We start from the raw sequence: 21,969 nt of genomic DNA on the forward strand, positions 1-21,969 counted from the left end.
CACCTGTAAATAAATCACTTAAGGTGGCACAGTTAGTACGTTTTAACCTATACGATAGCTTATTGATTTAGTAACGCTTCATAAATAAGCGACACCACCGATCCGTACTGTGCGGTTTCAAATTGTTTGCCTGTAAATTCGTAACGTTTTTGCGAGCCTTTAATGGCACTATGACGAGCATTGGTAAGTAAAACAATAGCTAAGTCGTAAGCGGGGTCAATTACAGTCACGGTCCCCGTCCAACCTGTGTGACCATAAGCTTGTGCGCTTGCATAAGGGCCAAAGTGCCAGCGCCTTGCTTGGTTGTTACCAGCTAGCCTAAAGCCAAGCCCGTAGGTTTCATCGCTTGATTGCGGCGTTAAAAATTGCGCTAAGGCGCTTGCACTAAATAATTGTTGGTCGCCGTAGCCACCATTATTTAGTAATAGCTGGCAAAGCACGGCTAAGTCGTGAGCATTACTAAATAGCCCCGCATGCCCTGCTACGCCATCAAGAGAATAGTAAGCACGCTCATCATGCACTTGGCCTTGTAAAACACTGGTGCGAACATTATCAAACTTAATGCGCCCGTCTCGTGTGTTGCCGCTAAGCTCTGTGGCTGCAAATTGCTGCGGCTTAAAGCCTTTTTTAAGTGGATTAAATAACGTGTTAGTTAATTTTAGTGGCGCGTACACTTGCTGCTCTAGATATTCGTCAAGGGGCTGCCCTGTAATACGCTCAATGAGCACACCTAAAATCATGTAATCAATATCAGAGTAAACATGCTGCCCAGATGATTTACTACTAAAAGGGACGCTGGTAAGTAATAGCTGTTTGGTGGTTTTACTGTTTTGCGAATAAAACGCGTCACCATAGCTGCCATCTTTACGATGAAAGTCAAATACTGGCGGGTATCCGGCGCTGTGTGTGAGTAAATCTTTTACTGTTCGTTGTACTCGCCCTTCGCCTTTATATTCGCTTAGGTAGCTTTGTACGGGTTTATTAATATTCAACAACCCTTCGCTTACTAATTTCATAAGCGCAAAGTTGGTGGCAAATATTTTGGTGTTTGAGGCAAGATCAAACAAGGTATTAGTCTGCATTGGCTCTGGGCGTAGTAACATTAAATCACTTTGCTGGTATTGCTTTGCATCGCCATAGGCGGTTAACTTTATTAGCTCGCCATTTTTAATAACGGCCAACACAGCCCCAGGAAAACCCGCTTTTACATCGCGTTCAATTAATGTGTCTACTTCAGTAAAATCTATATGCTTTTTTGGTTCATCGCTTAAAGTAGGAAATGCAAAACGCAGTGTTAAGCTTGCGCCAGCAGGGAGAATATTTTCAACTTTAAAAGTATTAACACCGTTGTGAGTATTTTTTGCCAAACTGTAATTGTATAAGGTGTTGGCGCTTAGTTGGCTAACGTCGAGCTTTTGATTATTAATATAAATATCGGCGCTTTGTGCGTTATGGTTTTGTATTAATAATTGCCCGCGCCCTTTGTAAGCTTTAAACGTTCCTCGGTTATTTACATAAAACCGGCTACTTGGATTTACCTCAGGAAACGTTACAACCACTTGTGCATTAGGCAGCTCTACAAGTTGGCTTTTTGTAAGTGGTAGCACCGAGCTAATAGGTTCAGGTGGTGTACTGCAACCCACAATAATAAAGCTTAACGCCCCTATAAATGCTTGTTTGATATAACCACACCTTTGATTTTTTAAAGCGATAAACATGCTTAGCCCTTATTTATATAGCAAGTAAGGCGCTCTTTGCGTTTTAAATTGCGCAAGCCCCGCCTGCCAGCTTTGCTTTATTTGCGCCTCAGATTGCCCCGCTTCAATAGCTAAGCGCAATTTATTAGTACCCGCTAGTTTATCCATAAAGTCAGCGCGCTCAAAAAACGAGATGTTGTTTTTACTAAGCTCCGTGTACGCATTTATTAAGTAAGTTAAATTTAGGCCTGAAATATTTGCTTGTCTTAAATCGAGCCCCTGCACAGTTTGGTTTTTAAATTTAGGGTTTAAAGCAGCGCCTTTAATTGCGCGCGGTGTAAAATTAAAATCACCTAATGCAACTGGCGAATAGCCAATTACTTGAAACGCAAAGTCGGTGCCTCTGCCAATACTGATAGGCGTTGCCTCAAAAAAGCAAAGCGACGGGTAAAGCGCAATGGCCTGATCGTTAGGTAAATTAGGGCTGGGTTTTATAGGCAAGCTGTAAGTACTTTTGCGAGTGTAATGATCAACAGGGATCACAGTTAGTTTTAAAGCGGGCGCTTTATTGATCCAGCCCTCACCCTTGATCATTTTGGCAAGTTCGCCAACGGTCATACCGTGTAACACAGGAATTGGGTGCATGCCTACAAACGATTTAAATTGTGGCTCTAATATTGGCCCATCAACGTAGGCAATATTTGGGTTGGGTCTGTCGAGTACTAAAAATTCTATCCCCTGCTCTGCAGCGGCTTCCATCATGTAGTGCATAGAGCTTATGTAGGTATAAAAACGCACTCCCACATCTTGAATATCAAAAATAATCACATCAACATCGACTAAAGCAGCTTGGCTTGGTTTTTTATTTTTACCATAAATAGAAATAAGCGGAATACCAGTTTTACCATCAACGGCATTTTTTACATGTGCGCCCGCATCGTGATCGCCGCGAAAGCCATGCTCAGGTGCAAAAATTTTAGTTATATTAATATTTTTAGTCAGCAGCGCATCTACCAAGTGAGTTTGCCCTACTGTTGATGTTTGATTGACTACTAGCCCTACACGTTTATTTTTTAACTGCGGTAAATATTTAGCATATTGCTGCGCGCCTACTACAAGTGAGTTGTTAACTTCGTTGGCTTGCACGCTTGCAATAAAAATGGCGCTAAAAATAAAAAATAACGTAATAAATAGGGTTTTAAACATACTGCAATATCCTTTTAAACAAGGTGTTTAAAATAACATAGGTAATATTAAAGAGCAGCTTTAGAAAGGGGTTAAGTGGACTTAGATATAGTGATTAGAAGCTGCCGCTTCTCACGCGAGCAAGCTCAGCGTCTACAACGGATAAATAAGCTCGGAGTTTGGATTTAAAGATTGGGTTGGTTTTACTTGTCGGCGTGCAGCTTGCTGACGCGACGAACAACGATCGTAAACTTTCTGTGAATTTTATAGATTAGAAGCTGGCGCTTCTCACGCGAGCAAGCTCTGCGTCTACAACGGATAAATAAACTCGGAGTTTAGATTTAAAGATTGGGTTGGTTTTACTTGTAGGCGTGCAGCTTGCTGACGCGACGAGCGAAGCTCGTAAACGTGCTGTGAATTTTATAGATTAGAAGCTGCCGCTTCTCACGCGAGCAAGCTCTGCGTCTACAACGGATGAATAAGCTCGGAGTTTAGATTTAAAGATTGGGTTGGTTTTACTTGTAGGCGTGCAGCTTGCTGACGCGACGAGCGAAGCTCGTAAATAAAGCATCAGTTATATCGGTGGTAAGTAATTAGAAGCTGGCGCTTCTCACGCGAGCAAGCTCAGCGTCTACAACGGATAAATAAACTTGGAGTTTAGATTTAAAGATTAGAGCTGTTTTTACTTGTAGGCGAACAGCTTGCTGACGCGACGAGCGAAGCTCGTAAATAAAGTATCAGTTATATCGGTGGTAAGTGATTAGAAGCTGTCGCTTCTCACGCGAGCAAGCTCTGCGGCTACAGGAGTGGTAGCTTACATTTCACTTTATTTTAGGCACAAAAAAACCGACTTAATGTCGGCTTGTTATGAAAGTGGTGGGCGCAGGAGGATTCGAACCTCCGACCGCTCGGTTCGTAGCCGAGTACTCTATCCAGCTGAGCTATGCACCCACTTTCATAGATTGCTTATTTAAACTCTAAGCAGAGCGTATAAATTCAGGCATAAAAAAACCGATTTCCATCGGTTTATTTTTCTTACACTTAAAAGCGTATGAAAACATGAAAGTGGTGGGCGCAGGAGGATTCGAACCTCCGACCGCTCGGTTCGTAGCCGAGTACTCTATCCAGCTGAGCTATGCACCCACTTTCATTTTTACTATTACTTATTTTGACTCTAAGTGAGAGTTTAGCTTATTTATACTCTAAGCAGAGTCTATAAAGTGGTGGGCGCAGGAGGATTCGAACCTCCGACCGCTCGGTTCGTAGCCGAGTACTCTATCCAGCTGAGCTATGCACCCACTTTATAGTTTACTTATTTTAACTCTAAGTAGAGCTTTTTCTTATTTAGACTCTAAGCAGAGTTATTAAAGTATGGTGGGCGCAGGAGGATTCGAACCTCCGACCGCTCGGTTCGTAGCCGAGTACTCTATCCAGCTGAGCTATGCACCCATACTTTAAAATTTTACAAAACACGCCATTAAAAGAAATGGTGGAGAGGGAGGGATTCGAACCCTCGATAGAGCTACAAACTCTATACTCCCTTAGCAGGGGAGCTCCTTCGGCCACTCGGACACCTCTCCGTCTTGTGGGGCGTATAATAAAGATTTCAGAAAATATGTCAAACACTTTTCTACCAAAAACGACTATATGGTTATAGATTGCACATATGCTTGGTTTTAAAGTGTAATTAGTTTGAAAATTAAGCGACTTATGAGTCCTCAGAGTGAGGATTAATACCTTCAACTGGTACTAACTCATCTGTTAGGTTTGCAAGGTACTGCTCTTGATACCCCAATTGCTGAAACTCAGCAATACAGGCTCTATAGTAGGCTTGTCGTTCTTGCTCTGTCGTACAGAGCTCTGACGACTCTTCAACGCGTTTATTTTTCATTTTATTATTCTATAAGTCCGTTTGATTATTCTTAGTTAAAGCGTACAACCTAGGCCGCTTAAATTTTCGCCATAGTGTAGCTAAAAAAGTTACATAAATACAACGAAATGTTTAAAAAACAGTCATAATAAAAAGTTATAATACTAACCAAATTTGTTTAAAAGAATCAAAATAAACAATATCAAATACTTAAGTTTATAAAAATAGCGCCACCCTAATCAAAAACAATTAACAAATTACATCTTTTTATTTACGAAGTACCTTGTTAAAAGCATACCTTTATTGTCTAGGCTTTAAACACAAAAACGCCGCGATTAGGCGGCGTTTATTAACTTACTTTGTTTTACTCAAAGCTTAGTCAGCTTGTGGACGCATATGCGGGAACAAAATAACGTCTTTAATTGTTGATGAATCAGTAAATAACATTACTAAACGGTCAATACCAATACCTTCACCAGCCGTTGGCGGTAAGCCGTACTCTAGTGCGCGTATGTAGTCTTCATCGTAGTGCATTGCTTCATCATCGCCTGCGTCTTTCTCTTCAACTTGACGAGTAAAGCGCTCAGCTTGGTCTTGTGCATCATTAAGCTCAGAGAAACCATTTGCAAGTTCACGACCGCCAACAAAAAACTCAAAACGGTCTGTAACAAATGAGTTTTCGTCGTTACGACGTGCAAGTGGTGATACTTCCCACGGGTAGCCAGTAATAAACGTAGGTTGAATAAGCATGTGCTCTGCTGTTTCTTCAAATATTTCACACAAAAACTTACCTGGGCCCCAAACACAGTTTTCAGGAATTTTAACGTGCACTTGTTTAGCGTACGCTTTTAATTCGTCAAAGTGGTTTTCTGGGTCATTAAATACCGCAGCATCAAACTCAGGGTTATATTTTAAGATAGCGTCCGCCATGCTTAAACGTGTAAACGGTTGGCCAAAGTCATACTCAACTGAGTCAGTTACTTCGCCGTTTTCGTCTTTCGTTGTATTTATAACAATTGGGCTACCCAATACGTTAGTTGCAACTGTACGTAGCATGTCCTCGGTGATGTTCATCAGGTCGATGTAATCAGCGTATGCTTGGTAAAATTCAATCATTGTGAATTCTGGATTGTGACGTGTAGATAGCCCTTCGTTACGGAAGTTACGGTTAATTTCAAATACACGGTCAAAACCACCTACCACTAAGCGCTTTAAGTAAAGCTCTGGCGCTATACGTAAGTACATGTCGATATCAAGCGCGTTATGGTGAGTTACAAACGGACGCGCAGATGCACCACCAGGTATAACCTGTAGCATTGGTGTTTCTACTTCCATAAAGTCACGCTCTGCTAAAAAGCGACGAATGCCTTCAACTACTTGTGAACGAATGCGGAATGTTTCGCGCGTTGCTTCGTTAGTAATTAAATCAACGTAACGTTGGCGGTACTTTGTTTCTTGATCTGATAAGCCATGGAATTTTTCAGGTAACGGACGAAGTGACTTAGTTAGTAATTGATACTCAGTCATTTCTACGTATAAATCGCCTTTACCCGATTTATTTAACGCGCCTTTAACACCAATAATATCGCCAGTGTCTAGCTGACCATATTTTTCCTTAAGATCTTTTTGAACATCTTTAGATGCATACGCTTGTACGCGACCTTTCATGTCTTGAATTACAAAAAACGGTCCACGCTTTGCTAAAATACGTCCAGCAATAGACACAACTTCTTGCATCTCTACTAATTCTTCTTTGCTCTTATCACCAAACTGGGCTTGCAAATCAGCCGTGTAATGCTCACGACGGAATTGGTTTGGATGACCGTTGGCTGGGCAATTTTCGCGTATCGCGTCTAACTTGCCGCGACGCTCAGCGATTAACTTGTTTTCGTCTTGGATTTTATCAGTCATTTTTTAGCTCTTTATTAGCTTGGTGGTTATAGGCCAGATTTAAGGCTGGCTTCAATAAATTTATCTAAGTTACCGTCAAGTACCGATTGGGTATTGCGGTTTTCAACGCCGGTACGTAAATCTTTAATGCGTGCGTCATCAAGTACGTATGAACGAATTTGACTACCCCAACCAATATCAGATTTAGCATCTTCTTGGGTTTGTTTTTCAGCATTTTGCTGCTGTAGCTCAAGCTCAAATAATTTAGCTTTTAACTGCTTCATCGCTTGGGCTTTATTTTTATGCTGTGAACGCTCGTTTTGACACTGCACTACGGTGTTTGTTGGTACGTGAGTAATACGAACCGCCGATTCGGTGGTGTTAACGTGCTGACCACCCGCGCCTGATGCACGGTAAACGTCTATACGTAGATCTGACGGATTAATATCAATTTCAATGTTATCGTCAATCTCTGGGTATACAAACGCAGAAGCAAACGAAGTATGACGACGACCACTTGAGTCAAATGGGCTTTTACGTACTAAACGGTGAACGCCTGTTTCTGTACGTAACCAACCGTAAGCGTATTCGCCAACAAAGCGAACTGTTGCACCTTTAATACCAGCAACATCACCGTCGGTTGCTTCAACTAGCTCAACTTTAAAGCCTTTAGCCTCGCCCCAACGTAAGTACATACGAAGTAGAATGTTACACCAGTCTTGTGCTTCAGTACCGCCAGAACCCGATTGTAAATCAAGGTACGCATCGTTTGAGTCATGAGGACCTGAAAACATACGACGAAACTCTAAGCCTTCTAACTGCGCATTCAAATCAGCGAGTTCGCTTTGTGCTTCATCAAAGGTATCTTGATCTTCAGCTTCTACTGCAAGTTCAAGTAAACCTTCAACGTCATCAGTACCGGCTACAAGGTTGTCGATTGTTTCAACAACGGCTTCTAATGCTGATTTTTCACGGCCAAGCGCTTGTGCGCGTTCAGGCTCATTCCATACGGCTGAATCTTCAAGTTCGGCGTTAACTTCTTCTAAGCGTTCTTGTTTAAGAGCGTAGTCAAAGGTACCCCGAAGCAATTCAGTACGTTCGCGAATTTCCTTGATTTGGTTAATCACAGGATTCACTTCAAACATGGTCATTACTCCAAAATGGCTAGGTAATTGCGCCCCTTTACATGGGATTTTCGCAATAAATTATCGTCAAATGATAAAAACGCCCGATTTTAACAAAAAACCGCGCGCTTTATTAGCCTTTTATGCATGCTTTGTGCATATTTTTTAGTACACTTTTTCAAGTTCTCTGGCTATTAATTGCAGTGTAAATTTACCTCTAAACTCATTTATATCGAGTTGGTACGCTACTTTTACAAACTTCGCTTCTGTGTCGGGCCATTCTTTTACATCAATACCAAAGGCAATGGCGTCTACTAATCTCCCTGATTGATGCTTTAAAACGAGCTTTAAATGCTTTTCGCCGACTATGCGCTGCTGTATTACTTCAAAGGTGTGCTCAAACACTGGCTCAGGAAATTGCTGCCCCCACGGGCCCGATTGCTTTAGTAGTTGAGCAAACTCCATAGTAAAGCAGTCGTTTGGCAGCTCACCGTCAGTAAACACAATGCAGCGCTTACTTTCTTCACTCAGTTGCGCGCTAACTGCGGCATCAAACGCTTTTTTAAAGTCGTTAAAGTGCTGCTCGTTAATACTTAAACCAGCGGCCATTGCGTGGCCACCAAATTTATTAATTAAGTGTGGGTCGGCTGTATTGAGTCCTTCGAGTAAATCGCGCATGTGTAGCCCTTCAATAGAGCGGCACGAGCCTTTAATTTCACCGTTTTCGCCACCAGCAAAAATAACGGTTGGACGGTGGTATTTTTCTTTCAAGCGACCAGCCAAAATACCAATAACACCTTGATGCCAATCATCTTGAAACAAACAAATAGCATCAGGGATGCTATCGTCGCTAAATGCGAGCCTATCAAGCACAGCTTGTGCCTCCACTTGCATGCCTTGTTCTATTTCGCGCCTTGCAAAGTTTAAGCTATCGAGCTCGCTCGCTATACTGCGCGCTTGGTTTATGTCGGTGCTGAGCAAGCACGCTATACCCAAACTCATGTCGTCTAATCGCCCTGCTGCATTTAAACGCGGCGCAAGTGAAAAGCCAAAGTCGCTTGCGCTTAAGCGCGCTGCATTGCGGTTAGCCACTTCAATAAGCGCGGTGATGCCAGGGCGTGTTTTACCACTGCGAATACGTGCTAAACCTTGATGTACTAAGGTGCGGTTATTTGCATCAAGTGCGACCACGTCAGCAACCGTACCAAGCGCTACAATATCGAGCAAGTTAGCTAAATTAGGCGGCGGTTGCTGCTCAAAATAACCAAGGTCTCGCATTACGCTTCTCAGTGCTATCAGTAAGTAAAAAGCAACGCCAACGCCTGCTATAGATTTAGACGGGAAGTTACATTCGTGCCTATTTGGATTTACTATTGCATCGGCATTTGGCAGCTGCTCACCTTGTAAATGGTGATCTGTTACCAGCACTTTTATGCCAACCGCTTTTAAAATATTAATACCGGCAATACACGATATGCCGTTATCTACGGTGATCACTAAATCAGGCTTAATTTGTACTATTTGCTCTGCAAGTGCGGGGCTCAAGCCATAACCTAAGCTAAACCGGTCCGGAATTAAGTAATCTAAATGCTTAAAACCAAACATCTCAAGGCCTTGCATTAAAGTGGCCGTACTCGTTGCGCCATCAGCATCAAAATCGCCGACTATTAATATTTGGCTTTGCGCTTTTAATGCTTCAATTAATAAATCGCTGGCTTTGTCGATGTCTTTGAACAATTTAAAGTCGTGAAGCGTAGCTACGCTGTTATTTAGCTCTTCGGCATTGAATACATTGCGGTTAGCATAAATTTGTTTAATTACAGGGTGTAAATTACTCGGTAAATGCGAGTCGTCAACGTTTTCACGCGCAATGATTAGTTTTTTCATGCAGAGTTTTAACTTATTGAGTCGTACTAAAAAGACAAAAAAAGGCCATTAAGGCCTTTTTATTAACTATAAAACGTATTACGACGCTTTGTTAGCATCTAATGCTGCTTTTAATGCTGCTGCAGGCTGGTAACCTGGGATCATCGTACCATCTTCTAAAACAATAGCCGGCGTGCCGCTAATACCAAAGCTTTGACCTAGCTGGTAATGCTCAGCAACTGGTGCATTACACCCTGCAATTACTTTAGTGTCTGCGCCCGATTTAGCCTCAGTCAGTGCTTCTTGCTGATCTTTAGCACACCACACATTCATTAAATCAGCATAACCAGAACCTTGTAGCCCACCACGTGGAAATGCAAGATACTTAACGGTAATACCTTCATCGAGTAAATCATCTAGCTCACGGTGCAACTTACGACAGTAGCCACAGCTAATATCAGTAAATACGGTAATGCTGTGCTTTTCGTTTGGTGCTTTATACACAATCATCGAATCTTCGTATTCTTTAATGCCTTCAACGCGCACGCCGTTTAATGCTTGCTCAGTTAGGTTATTACGATTATTCAAATCGATTAACGTACCTTGCATTAAAAATTGACCATCTGGACTTGCGTAAAGCACGCCTTTGTTGGTAATGAGCTCTTTTAACCCTGCAACTGGACTTGGGTTAATTTGCTTAACCGTTACGCCTAAAGTCGCAAATTTAGTCACTATAGGATCATTAGCATCAGGAGCTACAGCAACGCCATTTGCAAATGCACTAATACTTGTGCACAACATGGCACCTGCTAACATTAATTTTTTCATAATTTTCTCTATTCCAAAAGTACTTATAAATTGACCGGCTTAGTGCTATTTAATTTCAAATTAAGCACGCGGGTGATGCTGCGCATGCACCGATTTTAAACGTTCATTAGCAACATGGGTATAAATTTGTGTGGTTGATAAATCACTGTGGCCCAACATCATTTGTACCACACGTAAATCTGCCCCATGGTTTAATAAATGCGTAGCAAAAGCATGGCGCATTGTATGGGGCGATATTGGAGACTCAACTGCTGCCAAAATAGCATAGTGTTTAATTCTATGCCAAAAGGTTTGTCGCGTCATGCCAACACCGCGCTTAGACGGAAACACAAAATCGGTGGCGTGTTTTATCATTTGCGCACGCCCGACCTTTAAAAATTGCTCAAGCCAGTACATGGCTTCCTCGCCAAGTGGCACTAAGCGCTCTTTATTACCTTTACCTTTTACAAACACCACAGCTTGACGCAAATTAATTTGCTCCATACGCAACCCAACAAGCTCACTTACACGCAAACCCGTTGCATAAAGTAGTTCAAGCATCGCTTTATCGCGCAGTCCCATCGCTTCTTCTGTATTGGGCGCATTTAACAATGCCTCAACTTCAGCTTCTGAGAGTGTTTTAGGTAACGACTGCCCTGCTTTTGGTTGAGCAATATTTAGCATGGGCGAATCACTAATTATTTTTTCGCGTACAAAGTACTGATAAAAACGCTTTAGCGCACTAATACTGCGTGCCGTACTACGTGGTTTTAACCCTAAATCAACTCTGTGAGCTAAGTAACCCTCTATATCAAGCCCGGTTACCGTCATTAAGTTTTCGCCCTTTAAAAATAGGCAAAACTTATCTAAATCGCTGCGATAAGCACTTAATGTGTTTTCGCTTACGCCTTGCTCTAAGTACAGGCTATCTAAAAAGGTTTCTAGGTAGTCGCTATTACTGCTCATACTGCTGTCATTTTCAAAAGAATCGTCAGATAGCGTTGTCACATTATGCTCTCATGCTTTGCTAAGGTATCAATTAAAAATACCTTACGGTAAACTTGAGCCTATCATATCAGGCAATTACACAGTGATAAATACGATGCAAATTGGTTTATTTTTTGGTTCTACTACGTGCTACACCGAAATGGCAGCAGAAAAGATTCGCGACATTATTGGTGCCGATATAGTTACCCTGCACAATATTAAAGACGAGCCACTAAAAAATGCGCAGCAGTACGACTTTATCATCTTTGGTATTTCAACATGGGATTTTGGTGAAATACAAGAAGACTGGGAGTCAAAATGGGACGACATAGCCGACGTAAACCTAAGCGGTAAAACCATTGCTTTATTTGGCATGGGCGATCAGCAAGGTTACGGTCAGTGGTTTCAAGATGCGCTAGGGATGCTGCACGACGAAATAAATACGCAAACATTTACCCAACTTGGTTTTTGGTCCAACGACAGTAGTTACGAGTTTGAAGCTTCAAAAGCGCTAACTCCCGATGGCAAACAATTTGTAGGGCTCGCACTGGACGAAGACAGCCAATACGAGCTAAGTGATGACCGTATTGCGACTTGGGTTGAACAAGTAATGACTGAATACGGCGAAACGCTTTAACTAAAATTGCGTAGCCATTATTGCTACGCTACAAAGTAATTACTCAACCCTTAGCCAATATTGGTTACGGAAAAAAAGCCAATGTAACCACGTACTTCAAGTTTTTGACCTTCATCTTGCACTGTGAGCTGTAAGGTGTAGGTTTTACCATTTGTTGGGTCAAGTATTTCGCCATCTCCCCAAACGTCATCATCCTCAGCTTTTACATCGGTGATTATAGTCATTCCTAAAATAGGCTGATCTTTTAACTCATCATCGCATTCACTACATATATCGTTTTGTTTTGCCGGGTTAAGAATGGTTTCAACTTTGCCGCTTAATACACCGTTGCTTTGGGTAACACGTACATACGACTTAGCTTGGTTTGTATCCTCGTCAATCGTTTTCCAAAGCCCAACTGGGGTCATGGCTGCCAGTGCACTTTGGCTTGCCAAAACAACCGCAGAGAATGTACTTAGTAGTATTATTTTATTTAATTTTTTCATTGTGTTGTCTTAATTCAATGTAACTAATGAGCGAATCATAACAGGTGATTTATAAACACACTATGAAAGCGCCGTACCTAAAATAAAAAACCTAAACTAATAATCATTAGTTTAGGTTTTCATATGAGCTTTTTTGTTTACTTTTAAAAATTACGAATTACTACACTTGAATTATTAAACTCAAATTTATTAATTTTTCCGCATTGCGCCATATGATTAGTGCTTGTATAAGGTGTATTGTTTTGAGCAATAGCAGTCTCCCATCCTTGGCCGTTTTTAATGAATGCTTTTAGTTCAAACCATCCATTAACCGCTTTACTGCAATCCATATCTACATCAAGCATCCAATAGTGTTCGCCCCATATATTTAAAGATGTCACACCAAAACCATCTGTGTTTACCGTTTTTTCAGCGCCCCAACCTGCTGGCCAAACATTCGTTGTCCAGTCGGTCGCAGAACCTTCTGCTTCGCTACTTTGCCCATTTTCTATGCCATACCAATCAAGGTAGTTATCATTTGCTTTCCAAGGGCTTGTTGTCACGTTTTTTAAATTATTATGACGAATAGGCATTGCACACTCAAAATTACTTGTTTGGCAATTTCGACCCAGATTTGCGTTTGCATAAGCGTGATCTACACCACCGCGCAAAAACATATCTTGTCCACTTTGCGTTTGTGCATTAATAAAAATAACCGTGCGTTGCCAGTCACTCCCTGTATTTGGCACAGAGCTTGTATTTAACTTGGCATTTTTATGAATTGCCATTGCATCCCAAGCACCAATATTGAGATTAATAGTACCGTCGGAATTAACCGTTACAACCTCGCCACTGCAACTTTTAGCATCAGCCGACAACTCGCCTTTTAGCACATTACAGTATTGCCCAGGCGCCATGTCTGTTTGCACCGTTGCAATGAGTGTTGAGTCTTCTTTGTTAATAGCCATATGACCCGAGCTACCTCGGCCAAATGATATTTGATTATTCGTGTTATCCCACCAATTTGTTACTGCCCAATTGTCGGCGGTGTTATTTCTAAAATCGACCCCGCCTGAAATATATGACCAGCGATGCTCACACTTCCAATTACTAGCAAAACACTCTAAGTTACCATTATTATGTACCGGTACGTTTGGCCCACCAGCATCTGTATCACCATGAAAATCATAACTCGACATTACTTTTGGATAACCGTACGGATAAGCCAACATAAATACATTAGCTAAGTCATATAAGCGGCCATCCTCAAAGGTAATTACATTACCAGCGCCGCCATGACCACGTTGATTATCGTGATTATCTACAAAAACCACCGCAGAAGAGCTAGACATAAAGCCCCACCCTTCGCCAAAATTACTTAGCCATGCAAGCGAGCCGTTTCTAAAAGTATTACCAAGCTCAGTGCTATATTTAAATTCAGTTACTAAACCAGTGCTTAAATATTCAGAGGCGCCAACAGCCTCTCCACCTTGATCAATCACTTCTTGAAAAACCACTGGCGAGCCATTTACTTTGGCCATTAAACTTTGGATATCGCTTGCGGCAACATGTTTAGAAGCATCAAACCGAAAACCTTTTACGCCAATAGCTTGTAAGTCGTTAATATATGCTGCAATGGTATTTTGCACATAGTTTGAAGCGGTATCTAAATCGGCAAGTCCAACGAGTTCACAATTTTGTACTCGGTAGCGATCGTTGCCATAATCAGAGCTATTAATGGTACAACTTTCATGAAAATCTTGTGGGCTATAAATAGGAAAGCTTTTATTACCAAAACTATTACCCGCTGTGCCTGTGCCACTTCCTGCTGCCATATGGTTAATAAGCGTATCAACATAAATATCAACCCCAGCTGCACTACAGCGATTTACCATATCAATAAACTGTGCACGGTTACCGCCACGACTTTGCAGTTCATAACTTACAGGCTGATAGCGTGTCCACCATTGGCCTCCTGTAATGTGTTCATTAGGTGGCGATACCTGCACTGCAGCATAGCCTTTTGGTCCTAAATACTGTTCACATTCTTGCGCTACATCTTGCCAATTCCATTCAAACAAATGCACAAATGTGGTGGGCGTAGCTGTGGCAATACTAGGTAAGAGCAACCCTAGACTTAAACCTGCGGTGGTGATTATTTTATTGAGTTTCATAGTGTGTGATCCAATTGTTGAGCGAGCAAAACAACTACTCGATGTTATTTACAAGTGGTTAACACTAGGCTTATAGTCGATGAAATAAAAACTGAATACGTATGCATAACGGGTAAACTATCCTTTATTACTAAATAACCTTCATTACTAAGTAACTTACATTTTTAAATAAAATGTTTTGCACAAAGCTATATAATCAGCAGTGTAGGTATTATCTAAGTTTCTAATACACAGGGTTGATGATTCTAAATCGCTTTTTACGTAGCTAAATGTCATTAAACTGCGGCTAATATCTTTATTCGGCGTGGCTTTTACTTGGCAGTGAGTATTTAAATAAAGCCCATTTTGAGTAGCAAGCTCAATAAATAATGCGCCTTCAACGCTTGGGAGTATTAAGCTAAAGCGGGAACCACTATGGCTTAAATGTTTAAACGCATTAATTAACTCTTCAAAACTTAGGCCGTCGGTATGGCGTGCGGTATTACGCGCAACATTATCGCCTTTTAAACTGTGATTAAAATACGGTGGATTAGAGATAACCACGTCAAATTTAACTTCACTACTAAAGCGTTGAATAGTTTGGTGCGTAATACTTATAGTTGGCCACGGGCTATTAGCTACATTTTGTAATGCTTGGGTATAGGCGCTTTCGTCAATTTCTACCGCAGTTATATCAAGCTCATTACTGCGCTGCTTACACATTAGTGCTAGTAAGCCGGTGCCGGTGCCTATATCAAGTAACGACTTTGCACCGCTTAAATTAGCCCATGCGCCAAGCAAAATGCCATCGGTAGAAACTTTCATTGCACAGTGGTCGTGTTCAACTTTAAATTGTTTAAATACAAAACCAGACATTTTTTCACCTTTTCATTCACCAAGCGCAGCATAGCGCGTATAATCAGGGTAATTGTCCCTTATTTTAGACACTCTATGCAATTTTCTGAATTTGATCTTGATAACAAGCTACTCGATGCCATTAATAAAATGGGTTACGAGACGCCAACCAGCATTCAACAACAAGCTATTCCTGAAGCACTACAGGGGCGCGATATTTTAGCATCTGCGCCTACTGGTACAGGTAAAACAGCGGCATTTTTAATTCCGGCTATTCAGTACTTACTGGATTTCCCACGTCGTGACCCTGGTTTTGCGCGCGTCCTCGTTATGACCCCGACTCGTGAGTTGGCTTATCAAATTCATGAACAATGTGAACTACTAGCTAAACGCACACACCTAAAAATTGGTGTAGTAACGGGCGGTATTAACTACGGCACGCATAAAGAAATTTTCGAAAAAAATAACGATATTTTAATCGCCACACCAGGTCGATTAATGGAATACCTAGAAACCGAAAACTTTCATGCTGAACACGTAGAAATGCTTATTATTGATGAAGCAGATCGCATGTTAGATATGGGTTTCAAAAAAGAAATGAGCCGTATTTGTGACGAAGCTAAAAATCGTCGCCAATGTTTTTTATTCTCAGCAACACTTGAAGGTGACAGCGTAGAAAGGTTTGCTGAAAAAACATTAAACGACCCAGCTCTATTAGAAGCCGAATCGTCACGTAAAGAAAAAGCAAAAATTCATCAGTGGGTACATTTAGCCGACGATTATCATCATAAGCTTGAATTGTTAGTTAACACGCTAAAAAATCCTGACGTGACTAAAGCAATTGTGTTTGTTAAAACTCGCGAACGCTTAGAAACATTGATTGGTGAACTTACAACTAATGATGTAAAAGCAGCGTGGTTACGCGGCGAAATGCCACAAGACAAACGTATGAAAGCCATGGAAAACTTCCACAGTGGCAAAACAAGCATATTAGTTGCTACCGACGTAGCTGCACGTGGTATTGACGTATCTGACATCAGCCATGTTATTAACTTTGATATGCCGCGCACTGCCGACGTATACGTACACCGTATTGGTCGTACTGGCCGTGCTGGTAAAAAAGGGATAGCAATATCGCTAGTTGAAGCACACGATATTGGTATTTTATATAAAGTAGAGCGCTACGTTGAACAAAAATTAAAACGCCGTGTAATTAGAGGTGTCGAGCCACAGCATAAAGAAGCTAAGCCACCAGCTAAAAAGCGTAAAGATCCAGTAAAAATGAAAGCCAAGAAAAAGGCTAAGGTTAAAAAGAAAAAGTAACCTAAAACATTTTTATACTAAGCCGACTTTTGTCGGCTTTTTAATGCAAGCCTTGCAGGCTCTGCTGTTTGTACCTGTTACATATGTAACCCAAGCATGTAACTCATACTCATTTAAATGTAATTTTTGCCCACCTGAATTCCCACTTAATAAAATTCCTTTATATTTCATAGCGTTAACATTGGCACCGAAATTGTAACTACAAAGATAACCTAGCCGATGGAATTTCCATATTGTGGCTGCACTATTCACCGTAATGTAAGGATTAAGTTATGAACCGCTTCAAGTTAACTATCGCTTTAGTATCATTTTGTTGTTTATTTTTATTAGCTTGCGCTACAAAAGTAAGTGCAGCAACCAACATGGCCGTAGTAAGCAGTGTAGCCACTCAACCTAACTTACAACAAGCTATCACCAACACCCTACGAACTAATCCTAACCTAGCGTTAAGTGATATTCGCGTGCAGGTAAAAAATGGTGAAGTAGATTTATACGGTGAAGCACAAACTGGTTTTCAGCGCGCACTAGCTCAAAAGTTTTTAGAAAATATGGATGGCGTAAAAATCATTCGTAATAAAATTAGCGTTATTTAATACGCACCACATAAACTTATTTGTATAACTAATTCATAAGCGCGGCTTGTTACTCCAACACAAGCTGCGCTTTTTTTATACTTATCATTAAACCTCGACCTAATATTTCTATTTTAGAAGTCTACCTGAATACCTTAAGAGCGATTAAATAGTTCCCAGTATCTAAATATCAATTGCTTTAAAAAAACAATTTAGTTTTAATAAATATAATAGAAAGCGTAAAACTACTTAATGATGGATTACTAAAAAATAAAGGGATTAGAATTATGCGAGATATAGATATGAAGCTCTTAAAATGCTTTGTGCAAGAGCCAACCGATATAAATAAACTTATAGATTTAGGACATGATCATTTAGATCCTAAATTCATAAGGAATTTTCAAAACCTTATTAATAATAATTTAATTTCCTCTAACTCAGCAACTTTTGGGTTAAGTTTCTCTGCTGATAAGGTACCTTCTTGGACTGCTGTTAATATTTATCTTACCGATAAAGGTAGAGACTATGTGTTCCCAACGAAACAACATAAAAAAACCTTAAAACTGATTACTGAAAACCCAACGATAGCCGCAATAGTTGGTGTACTATTAGCTTTTTTGCTCGCTTTGGTATGGCCTACGCAGGTAGAAAGCGGAAGTAATTCACCCGAACCTAATAGTAAAAAAGTAATGATTTCTGATAAGTAACCATAAAATTTTCAACGAAAACCTCTATCTGCTTATTTCAAAAGCATTAGGTAACTTAAAGATGAGTACCAAAATGACTAGAAAACCAATAAAAATTGATCGAATGAAATTTTTAAATAAATTATTAGAGCGTACTTGTACTAATGAAAGCTGTGGAAGAAAAATGACATTTTCATTAGCTCAAGTGAATAATAATGAAGCTATTTTTTGTCAGTTTTGTGGGAAAGAATATATAGGTAAAAAAGCTCCTTAAAATTTACATGCTTATCAGCAAAGTTTTACCCACATTATAAAAAACAACAGCGCAATTTTACTCTGTAAAAATGCGCTGTTGGTAAGTAACTATTTCCCAATGCTTTTGCCTAATGTGTTTTAACTAAATTACTCACTTTGGTTAGAGTCAGTCCCCTCACCACTGTCTTTATTTGATGATTGCTGGCTTGTTTTGTCGCTTATCATAGCATCGAGTTTTTCGCCGCCTTTAATACCAAAATCTAAAGTACGAATTGGGAATGGAATACTAATATCAGCTTCATCAAGTGCCAGCTTAACGGCAACAACACCTTTGTGGCGTACCGTCATGAAGTCAGGCTCGCCTGGGTATTTAATCCAAAACCACACCAGTAAGTTAATGCTGCTGTCGCCAAAACCTTCGGCGTATACTGCGGTTTCATCTTTACGTATTACAAAGTCAAATTCGTTAATTTTATCGACTATAACGTCTTTTGCTTTTTCTATGTCGTCGCCGTACGAAATACCTACGGGTACTTCTATACGCCTAACACCTAGCGTGGTGTAATTTTTTAGTACGTTTCTAAATAATACTTTGTTTGGTACCAGTATTAACTGCCCATAAAAGCTCTCTATTAGCGTGTTACGTAGGTTTATTGAATGTATTGAACCAAACACATCATCGGTTTCTATTACGTCACCTGTTTTAAATGGCTTACGTACACCCATTGCTATACCAGCAATTAGGTTTTCGGTCATGTCTTGAAACGCAAAACCAATGGCTAAACCCACAATACCTGCACCAGCAAGTAGCGAGGTAACAGTGCCTTTTAGCCCAACAAAATCGAGCGCTATAAATAAACCTATACACAACACAATAACTTTAAAAATTGACGCCATTAAGTCGGCAATTTGTGTTGAGTCGAGTGAGCGGCGTAATATGTTTTTCATCAGCTTGCCAGCAAAGCGCGCCAATATTGAAAACACAATAGCGATCAGTATCGCAACTATAAAATTAGGGATATGGCTTATTACAACATCAAACCACCCTCCGAGCTTTTCTTCTATTAGTTTTTCGGCTTCGTCAATTGACGGAATGCTGATCATTTTATTTGCACCTATTTAATTAGTGTTCTCATTAATATTAGATGAGATTGCAAATATAACGCCAACATCAAAAAAGCCATGCAATGCATGGCTTTTAAATTTTTTATTTAAGCTTATAAACCTAATTTTGTTCGTCGCGCATAAATACAGGCTCAAGCTCTTTAGCTGTTGCCTCTGGGCTAAAGTAATAACCTGCTACCGTAAACTCTTTAAGTTGGCTTAACTGCGTTACTTTATTTTCGATAATGTAGCGCGCCATCATGCCGCGTGCTTTTTTAGCGTAAAAGCTAATAACTTTATATTGACCGTTTTTACAGTCTTTAAAGTGTGGGGTAATAATTTGTGCATTTAATGCTTTTTTATCTACCGCTTTAAAGTATTCGTTTGAAGCAAGGTTAACTAAATATTGTGCGTCTTGCGCTTTTAATACGTCGTTTAGTTTATTCGCTATAACGCTACCCCAAAACTCGTATAAGTTTTTGCCACGCGAGTTTTCAAGCTTGGTGCCCATTTCAAGACGGTAAGCTTGCATTAGATCAAGTGGTTTTAATAACCCGTATAAACCCGAGAGAATACGCAAATGGTTTTGTGCGTAATCAAGCTCGCTAGCTTTAAGCGTACTTGCATCTAAACCGCCATATACATCGCCATTAAAGGCAAGTGCGGCTTGTTTAGCATTATTTTGTGTAAACGGTTGTGCCCACTCGCTAAAGCGCGCAGCGTTAAGTCCAGAAAGCTTATCGCTAATTTTCATTAAACTGCTAATTTGCGCTGGTGTTAGTTCACGGCATACTTTCATGAGCTCTTCGCTGTGCTCTAGTAATTCAGGCTGAGTGAACTTGTCTGTTGCGGGTGGCGTTTCGTAATCAAGATTTTTTGCAGGTGAAATAACAGTGATCATAGTTAGCTATTGACTTGTAATTTATTTAGTGTCAATTTCAACATTAAATGAAACGAAAAGCACGTTTTGTTTAAATAAATCCTCTCTTAATAACCCATGCATTACCGTTTTTTTATTGATCAGGACATAAGACCTATCAAGCATTGTCACACTGTTGCAGTATGGATTGTATATATTAAGAGTGATTAGATTTTTCTTTTAACTTGCTTGGAATGAGGAAAGCAAATGACTTCAGCTCTACAAAGGCTAAAACAACATTCATCTATCGTAGCCGACACTGGTGATATTGAAGCTATTAAAAAGCATCAACCAGAAGATGCAACTACAAACCCGTCGCTTTTATTAAAAGCGAGCGAGATTGAAGCATATAAGCCTTACCTAGATAAAGCTTGGAGCTACGCAAAAGAAACCGAGCAAGAGCCTGCTAAGCAACTTGAACTAGCATGCGATTACTTTGCCGTATTACTAGGTAAAGAAATTAGCGCTATTGTACCTGGTTATATTTCTACAGAAGTAGATGCACGCCTTTCGTTTAATACGCAAGCTACGATTGATAAAGCACATACCCTACTTAGCCTTTACGAAAAAGAAGGTGTAAGCAAAGACAAAATTTTAATTAAAGTAGCGTCTACATGGGAAGGTATTAAAGCCGCTGAGCAGCTAGAAAAAGAAGGCACTAAATGTAACCTTACTTTATTATTTAGCGATGCCCAAGCCCGTGCGTGTGCCGATGCAAACGTATTTCTAATTTCGCCATTTGTTGGCCGTATTTTAGATTGGCACGTTGCTAACGGTATGGAAAAACCGACCGATCCGCTACAAGATCCAGGTGTTCAGTCTGTACGCAGTATTTTTGAATTTTACAAACGCCATGACTACAAAACAGTTGTGATGGGTGCAAGTTTCCGTAACACAGGCGAAATTATTGCCCTTACTGGTTGTGACAAGCTAACTATTAGCCCTAATCTTTTAGAAGATTTAGGTAACCTTGAAGGTGCACAAGAATACTTGCTGCAAAGCGATGTTCCACAAGAGCCAAAACCAGAGCCACTTACAGAAGCGCAGTTCCGTTGGTTACATAACCAAGATGCTATGGCTACTGAAAAACTAGCTGAAGGTATTCGCTCTTTTGCTGATGCACAAGAACAACTAGAGGCGCGCTTTAAAGCAATGTAATTTGCTATAATCGTGTTTTAAAAACGTCGCAATAGCGGCGTTTTTTTATGCCTAAAATACGCTATTTCTCTATACAATCTTCTTATAAACCTTCATCAATTAATCACACTTACGTAACATAACTGTCACTTTTTTATTCTATTTTAGCTAGGCCTGTGGTATAGGTATTCTTGAGGTCATAAATCAATAGGAGAAATTCATGGATAGCCTAAACGATATATTAGAGATATTAGAAGGTCCTGATACAACTAGAAAAACCTCTCAAAAGAATAAAAAAAGGAAGTGGCGTGAAATAGAAGCAATAAAAGACAAACAGCGCCTACGCAAAGAACTACAAGAACTAGATTATTTTACAGACAGTATTGCAATTGATGAGCTCGATTTTTAATTCAATACGCCCCAACTAAACAAAAAGGC

Annotated in this window: 19 protein-coding genes, 5 tRNA genes and 1 pseudogene; 7 read left to right on the forward strand and 18 right to left on the reverse strand. The window is 40.3% G+C overall.

Features of this window, described 5'->3' with window-relative positions:
• Positions 1-59: 59 nt before the first annotated feature.
• The 13 genes from pbp4b to xerD form a co-directional block, all read right to left on the reverse strand.
• Positions 60-1,718 (reverse strand): penicillin binding protein PBP4B, encoded by a 1,659-nt coding sequence (pbp4b, locus tag P4S65_RS01350; protein ID WP_337119422.1) that lies wholly within the window; start codon positions 1,716-1,718, stop codon positions 60-62.
• 9 nt (positions 1,719-1,727) lie between these two features.
• Complete coding sequence (locus P4S65_RS01355) at positions 1,728-2,903, reverse strand: exo-beta-N-acetylmuramidase NamZ family protein (RefSeq protein WP_337119423.1); 1,176 nt, start codon at positions 2,901-2,903, stop codon at positions 1,728-1,730.
• A gap of 853 nt (positions 2,904-3,756) precedes the next feature.
• A tRNA-Arg gene (locus tag P4S65_RS01360) sits at positions 3,757-3,833 on the reverse strand.
• Between the two features lie 115 nt (positions 3,834-3,948).
• A tRNA-Arg gene (locus P4S65_RS01365) sits at positions 3,949-4,025 on the reverse strand.
• A gap of 78 nt (positions 4,026-4,103) precedes the next feature.
• Positions 4,104-4,180, reverse strand: a tRNA-Arg gene (locus tag P4S65_RS01370).
• Between the two features lie 74 nt (positions 4,181-4,254).
• A tRNA-Arg gene (locus P4S65_RS01375) sits at positions 4,255-4,331 on the reverse strand.
• Between the two features lie 38 nt (positions 4,332-4,369).
• Positions 4,370-4,462, reverse strand: a tRNA-Ser gene (locus tag P4S65_RS01380).
• A 128-nt stretch (positions 4,463-4,590) separates the two neighbouring features.
• A complete protein-coding gene (locus tag P4S65_RS01385; RefSeq protein ID WP_007376465.1) occupies positions 4,591-4,773 on the reverse strand; it encodes a hypothetical protein in 183 nt (60 codons plus the stop codon).
• Between the two features lie 354 nt (positions 4,774-5,127).
• A complete protein-coding gene (gene lysS, locus P4S65_RS01390) occupies positions 5,128-6,663 on the reverse strand; it encodes a lysine--tRNA ligase (protein WP_337119425.1) in 1,536 nt (511 codons plus the stop codon).
• A gap of 26 nt (positions 6,664-6,689) precedes the next feature.
• On the reverse strand, positions 6,690-7,787 hold the full coding sequence (gene prfB, locus P4S65_RS01395; protein ID WP_337119426.1) for a peptide chain release factor 2: 1,098 nt from the start codon (positions 7,785-7,787) through the stop codon (positions 6,690-6,692).
• 144 nt (positions 7,788-7,931) lie between these two features.
• Positions 7,932-9,653, reverse strand: a complete 1,722-nt coding sequence (gene recJ / locus P4S65_RS01400; protein WP_096793750.1) for a single-stranded-DNA-specific exonuclease RecJ — start codon at positions 9,651-9,653, stop codon at positions 7,932-7,934.
• A gap of 78 nt (positions 9,654-9,731) precedes the next feature.
• Positions 9,732-10,460 carry a bifunctional protein-disulfide isomerase/oxidoreductase DsbC gene (gene dsbC, locus P4S65_RS01405; protein ID WP_033040415.1) on the reverse strand — a complete coding sequence of 243 codons (729 nt, stop codon included), beginning with the start codon at positions 10,458-10,460 and terminating at the stop codon, positions 9,732-9,734.
• A 60-nt stretch (positions 10,461-10,520) separates the two neighbouring features.
• Positions 10,521-11,447 carry a site-specific tyrosine recombinase XerD gene (gene xerD, locus P4S65_RS01410; protein WP_008136396.1) on the reverse strand — a complete coding sequence of 309 codons (927 nt, stop codon included), beginning with the start codon at positions 11,445-11,447 and terminating at the stop codon, positions 10,521-10,523.
• 94 nt (positions 11,448-11,541) lie between these two features.
• On the opposite strand from xerD, the gene fldB reads away from it, so the two are divergent.
• A complete protein-coding gene (gene fldB / locus P4S65_RS01415) occupies positions 11,542-12,063 on the forward strand; it encodes a flavodoxin FldB (RefSeq protein WP_008136395.1) in 522 nt (173 codons plus the stop codon).
• Positions 12,064-12,102: 39 nt separating this feature from the next.
• Here fldB and P4S65_RS01420 read toward each other — a convergent pair.
• The 3 genes and pseudogenes from P4S65_RS01420 to P4S65_RS01430 all read right to left on the reverse strand — a co-directional run bounded on the left by P4S65_RS01420 (position 12,103) and on the right by P4S65_RS01430 (position 15,556).
• Positions 12,103-12,548 (reverse strand): annotated as a pseudogene (locus P4S65_RS01420) (DUF2147 domain-containing protein).
• Between the two features lie 143 nt (positions 12,549-12,691).
• The gene (locus P4S65_RS01425; protein WP_337119427.1) at positions 12,692-14,701 is read right to left on the reverse strand and encodes an alpha-amylase; all 2,010 of its coding nucleotides are present in this window, start codon (positions 14,699-14,701) and stop codon (positions 12,692-12,694) included.
• Positions 14,702-14,857: 156 nt separating this feature from the next.
• The gene (locus P4S65_RS01430; protein WP_337119428.1) at positions 14,858-15,556 is read right to left on the reverse strand and encodes a tRNA1(Val) (adenine(37)-N6)-methyltransferase; all 699 of its coding nucleotides are present in this window, start codon (positions 15,554-15,556) and stop codon (positions 14,858-14,860) included.
• 75 nt (positions 15,557-15,631) lie between these two features.
• On the opposite strand from P4S65_RS01430, the gene srmB reads away from it, so the two are divergent.
• The 4 genes from srmB to P4S65_RS01450 all read left to right on the forward strand — a co-directional run bounded on the left by srmB (position 15,632) and on the right by P4S65_RS01450 (position 18,390).
• Positions 15,632-16,858 (forward strand): ATP-dependent RNA helicase SrmB, encoded by a 1,227-nt coding sequence (gene srmB / locus P4S65_RS01435; protein WP_007376476.1) that lies wholly within the window; start codon positions 15,632-15,634, stop codon positions 16,856-16,858.
• Between the two features lie 272 nt (positions 16,859-17,130).
• Entirely contained in the window at positions 17,131-17,451 is a 321-nt protein-coding gene (locus tag P4S65_RS01440; protein ID WP_010553266.1) for a BON domain-containing protein, read from the forward strand.
• A gap of 266 nt (positions 17,452-17,717) precedes the next feature.
• Positions 17,718-18,137, forward strand: a complete 420-nt coding sequence (locus P4S65_RS01445) for a hypothetical protein (protein ID WP_337119429.1) — start codon at positions 17,718-17,720, stop codon at positions 18,135-18,137.
• Between the two features lie 73 nt (positions 18,138-18,210).
• Positions 18,211-18,390, forward strand: coding sequence for a hypothetical protein (locus P4S65_RS01450; protein ID WP_139016093.1), 180 nt, complete (start codon positions 18,211-18,213; stop codon positions 18,388-18,390).
• A 128-nt stretch (positions 18,391-18,518) separates the two neighbouring features.
• On the opposite strand, the gene P4S65_RS01455 is transcribed toward P4S65_RS01450, so the two are convergent.
• The gene (locus P4S65_RS01455; protein WP_337119430.1) at positions 18,519-19,475 is read right to left on the reverse strand and encodes a mechanosensitive ion channel family protein; all 957 of its coding nucleotides are present in this window, start codon (positions 19,473-19,475) and stop codon (positions 18,519-18,521) included.
• 121 nt (positions 19,476-19,596) lie between these two features.
• Positions 19,597-20,376: a peroxide stress protein YaaA gene (gene yaaA, locus P4S65_RS01460; protein WP_337119431.1), complete on the reverse strand. Its 780-nt coding sequence runs from the start codon at positions 20,374-20,376 to the stop codon at positions 19,597-19,599.
• 225 nt (positions 20,377-20,601) lie between these two features.
• Here yaaA and tal point away from each other — a divergent pair, with 225 nt between their 5' ends.
• Both tal and P4S65_RS01470 read left to right on the forward strand, forming a co-directional pair.
• Positions 20,602-21,552 (forward strand): transaldolase, encoded by a 951-nt coding sequence (gene tal, locus P4S65_RS01465; protein WP_008136388.1) that lies wholly within the window; start codon positions 20,602-20,604, stop codon positions 21,550-21,552.
• A gap of 199 nt (positions 21,553-21,751) precedes the next feature.
• Positions 21,752-21,940, forward strand: coding sequence for a DUF3545 family protein (locus tag P4S65_RS01470; protein WP_002961395.1), 189 nt, complete (start codon positions 21,752-21,754; stop codon positions 21,938-21,940).
• Positions 21,941-21,969 lie beyond the last annotated feature (29 nt).

Origin of the sequence: Pseudoalteromonas sp. B131b, assembly GCF_037162545.1 — a bacterium.
Lineage (GTDB): Bacteria > Pseudomonadota > Gammaproteobacteria > Enterobacterales > Alteromonadaceae > Pseudoalteromonas > Pseudoalteromonas fuliginea.

Coding starts and splice junctions, on each gene's coding strand:
- P4S65_RS01425 (WP_337119427.1), bottom strand. CDS start 14,701: ATGAAACTCAATAAAATAATCACCACCGCAGGTTTAAGTCTAGGGTTG.
- tal (WP_008136388.1), top strand. CDS start 20,602: ATGACTTCAGCTCTACAAAGGCTAAAACAACATTCATCTATCGTAGCC.
- P4S65_RS01430 (WP_337119428.1), bottom strand. CDS start 15,556: ATGTCTGGTTTTGTATTTAAACAATTTAAAGTTGAACACGACCACTGT.
- lysS (WP_337119425.1), bottom strand. CDS start 6,663: ATGACTGATAAAATCCAAGACGAAAACAAGTTAATCGCTGAGCGTCGC.
- prfB (WP_337119426.1), bottom strand. CDS start 7,787: ATGTTTGAAGTGAATCCTGTGATTAACCAAATCAAGGAAATTCGCGAA.
- yaaA (WP_337119431.1), bottom strand. CDS start 20,376: ATGATCACTGTTATTTCACCTGCAAAAAATCTTGATTACGAAACGCCA.
- recJ (WP_096793750.1), bottom strand. CDS start 9,653: ATGAAAAAACTAATCATTGCGCGTGAAAACGTTGACGACTCGCATTTA.
- P4S65_RS01385 (WP_007376465.1), bottom strand. CDS start 4,773: ATGAAAAATAAACGCGTTGAAGAGTCGTCAGAGCTCTGTACGACAGAG.
- fldB (WP_008136395.1), top strand. CDS start 11,542: ATGCAAATTGGTTTATTTTTTGGTTCTACTACGTGCTACACCGAAATG.
- P4S65_RS01445 (WP_337119429.1), top strand. CDS start 17,718: ATGCGAGATATAGATATGAAGCTCTTAAAATGCTTTGTGCAAGAGCCA.
- P4S65_RS01470 (WP_002961395.1), top strand. CDS start 21,752: ATGGATAGCCTAAACGATATATTAGAGATATTAGAAGGTCCTGATACA.
- P4S65_RS01450 (WP_139016093.1), top strand. CDS start 18,211: ATGACTAGAAAACCAATAAAAATTGATCGAATGAAATTTTTAAATAAA.
- P4S65_RS01440 (WP_010553266.1), top strand. CDS start 17,131: ATGAACCGCTTCAAGTTAACTATCGCTTTAGTATCATTTTGTTGTTTA.
- dsbC (WP_033040415.1), bottom strand. CDS start 10,460: ATGAAAAAATTAATGTTAGCAGGTGCCATGTTGTGCACAAGTATTAGT.
- P4S65_RS01455 (WP_337119430.1), bottom strand. CDS start 19,475: ATGATCAGCATTCCGTCAATTGACGAAGCCGAAAAACTAATAGAAGAA.
- srmB (WP_007376476.1), top strand. CDS start 15,632: ATGCAATTTTCTGAATTTGATCTTGATAACAAGCTACTCGATGCCATT.
- P4S65_RS01355 (WP_337119423.1), bottom strand. CDS start 2,903: ATGTTTAAAACCCTATTTATTACGTTATTTTTTATTTTTAGCGCCATT.
- pbp4b (WP_337119422.1), bottom strand. CDS start 1,718: ATGTTTATCGCTTTAAAAAATCAAAGGTGTGGTTATATCAAACAAGCA.